Source organism: Streptomyces sp. BK79, from assembly GCF_044142145.1.
GTDB lineage: Bacteria > Actinomycetota > Actinomycetes > Streptomycetales > Streptomycetaceae > Streptomyces.
In genome coordinates, this window is record NZ_JBHVOC010000064.1 from 1 (window position 1) to 2,493 (window position 2,493).

Genomic DNA, 2,493 nt, shown 5'->3' on the forward strand with positions numbered 1-2,493 from the left:
AACACAGTGGACGCGAGCAACTGAGGACAAGCCCTCGGCCTATTAGTACCGGTCACCTCCACACCTTGCGGTGCTTCCAGATCCGGCCTATCAACCCAGTCGTCTACTGGGAGCCTTAACCCCTCAAGGGGGTGGGAGTCCTCATCTCGAAGCAGGCTTCCCGCTTAGATGCTTTCAGCGGTTATCCCTCCCGAACGTAGCCAACCAGCCATGCCCTTGGCAGGACAACTGGCACACCAGAGGTTCGTCCGTCCCGGTCCTCTCGTACTAGGGACAGCCCTTCTCAAGACTCCTACGCGCACAGCGGATAGGGACCGAACTGTCTCACGACGTTCTAAACCCAGCTCGCGTACCGCTTTAATGGGCGAACAGCCCAACCCTTGGGACCGACTCCAGCCCCAGGATGCGACGAGCCGACATCGAGGTGCCAAACCATCCCGTCGATATGGACTCTTGGGGAAGATCAGCCTGTTATCCCCGGGGTACCTTTTATCCGTTGAGCGACGGCGCTTCCACAAGCCACCGCCGGATCACTAGTCCCGACTTTCGTCCCTGCTCGACCCGTCGGTCTCACAGTCAAGCTCCCTTGTGCACTTACACTCAACACCTGATTGCCAACCAGGCTGAGGGAACCTTTGGGCGCCTCCGTTACTCTTTAGGAGGCAACCGCCCCAGTTAAACTACCCATCAGACACTGTCCCTGATCCGGATCACGGACCCAGGTTAGACATCCAGCACGACCAGACTGGTATTTCAACGACGACTCCACCCACACTGGCGTGCGAGCTTCAAAGTCTCCCAGCTATCCTACACAAGCCGAACCGAACACCAATATCAAACTGTAGTAAAGGTCCCGGGGTCTTTCCGTCCTGCTGCGCGAAACGAGCATCTTTACTCGTAGTGCAATTTCACCGGGCCTATGGTTGAGACAGTCGAGAAGTCGTTACGCCATTCGTGCAGGTCGGAACTTACCCGACAAGGAATTTCGCTACCTTAGGATGGTTATAGTTACCACCGCCGTTTACTGGCGCTTAAGTTCTCAGCTTCGCCACACCGAAATGTGACTAACCGGTCCCCTTAACGTTCCAGCACCGGGCAGGCGTCAGTCCGTATACATCGCCTTACGGCTTCGCACGGACCTGTGTTTTTAGTAAACAGTCGCTTCTCGCTGGTCTCTGCGGCCACCCCCAGCTCAGACCGTAAAGATCATCACCAGGTGTGGCCCCCCTTCTCCCGAAGTTACGGGGGCATTTTGCCGAGTTCCTTAACCATAGTTCACCCGAACGCCTCGGTATTCTCTACCTGACCACCTGAGTCGGTTTAGGGTACGGGCCGCCATGAAACTCGCTAGAGGCTTTTCTCGACAGCATAGGATCATCCACTTCACCACAATCGGCTCGGCATCAGGTCTCAGCCACAAGTGCGACGGATTTACCTATCGCACGGCCTACACCCTTACCCCGGGACAACCACCGCCCGGGATGGACTACCTTCCTGCGTCACCCCATCACTCACCTACTAACCGCTTGGTCCGGCGGCTCCACCACTTTCCTTTCCCCGAAGGGTCCGGAACGGCTTCACGGCCTTAGCATCACGATGCTCGATGTTTGACGCTTCACAGCGGGTACCGGAATATCAACCGGTTATCCATCGACTACGCCTGTCGGCCTCGCCTTAGGTCCCGACTTACCCTGGGCAGATCAGCTTGACCCAGGAACCCTTAGTCAATCGGCGCAAACGTTTCTCACGTTTGTATCGCTACTCATGCCTGCATTCTCACTCGTGAACCGTCCACAACTCGCTTCCGCGGCTGCTTCACCCGGCACACGACGCTCCCCTACCCATCACAGCCGGCGTTGGCCGTATTGCTGCAATGACACGACTTCGGCGGTACGCTTGAGCCCCGCTACATTGTCGGCGCGGAATCACTAGACCAGTGAGCTATTACGCACTCTTTCAAGGGTGGCTGCTTCTAAGCCAACCTCCTGGTTGTCTGTGCGACTCCACATCCTTTCCCACTTAGCGTACGCTTAGGGGCCTTAGTCGATGCTCTGGGCTGTTTCCCTCTCGACCATGGAGCTTATCCCCCACAGTCTCACTGCCGCGCTCTCACTTACCGGCATTCGGAGTTTGGCTAAGGTCAGTAACCCGGTAGGGCCCATCGCCTATCCAGTGCTCTACCTCCGGCAAGAAACACACGACGCTGCACCTAAATGCATTTCGGGGAGAACCAGCTATCACGGAGTTTGATTGGCCTTTCACCCCTAACCACAGGTCATCCCCCAGGTTTTCAACCCTGGTGGGTTCGGTCCTCCACGAAGTCTTACCTCCGCTTCAACCTGCCCATGGCTAGATCACTCCGCTTCGGGTCTTGAGCGTGCTACTGAAACGCCCTATTCGGACTCGCTTTCGCTACGGCTGCCCCACAACGGGTTAACCTCGCAACACACCGCAAACTCGCAGGCTCATTCTTCAAAAGGCACGCAGTCACGA

General features: G+C 56.8%; 1 rRNA gene. It reads right to left on the reverse strand.

Going from position 1 to position 2,493, the window contains the following annotated elements:
• Positions 1-22: 22 nt before the first annotated feature.
• Positions 23-2,493 (reverse strand): 23S ribosomal RNA (locus ACFIF2_RS35740); the annotation flags it as partial.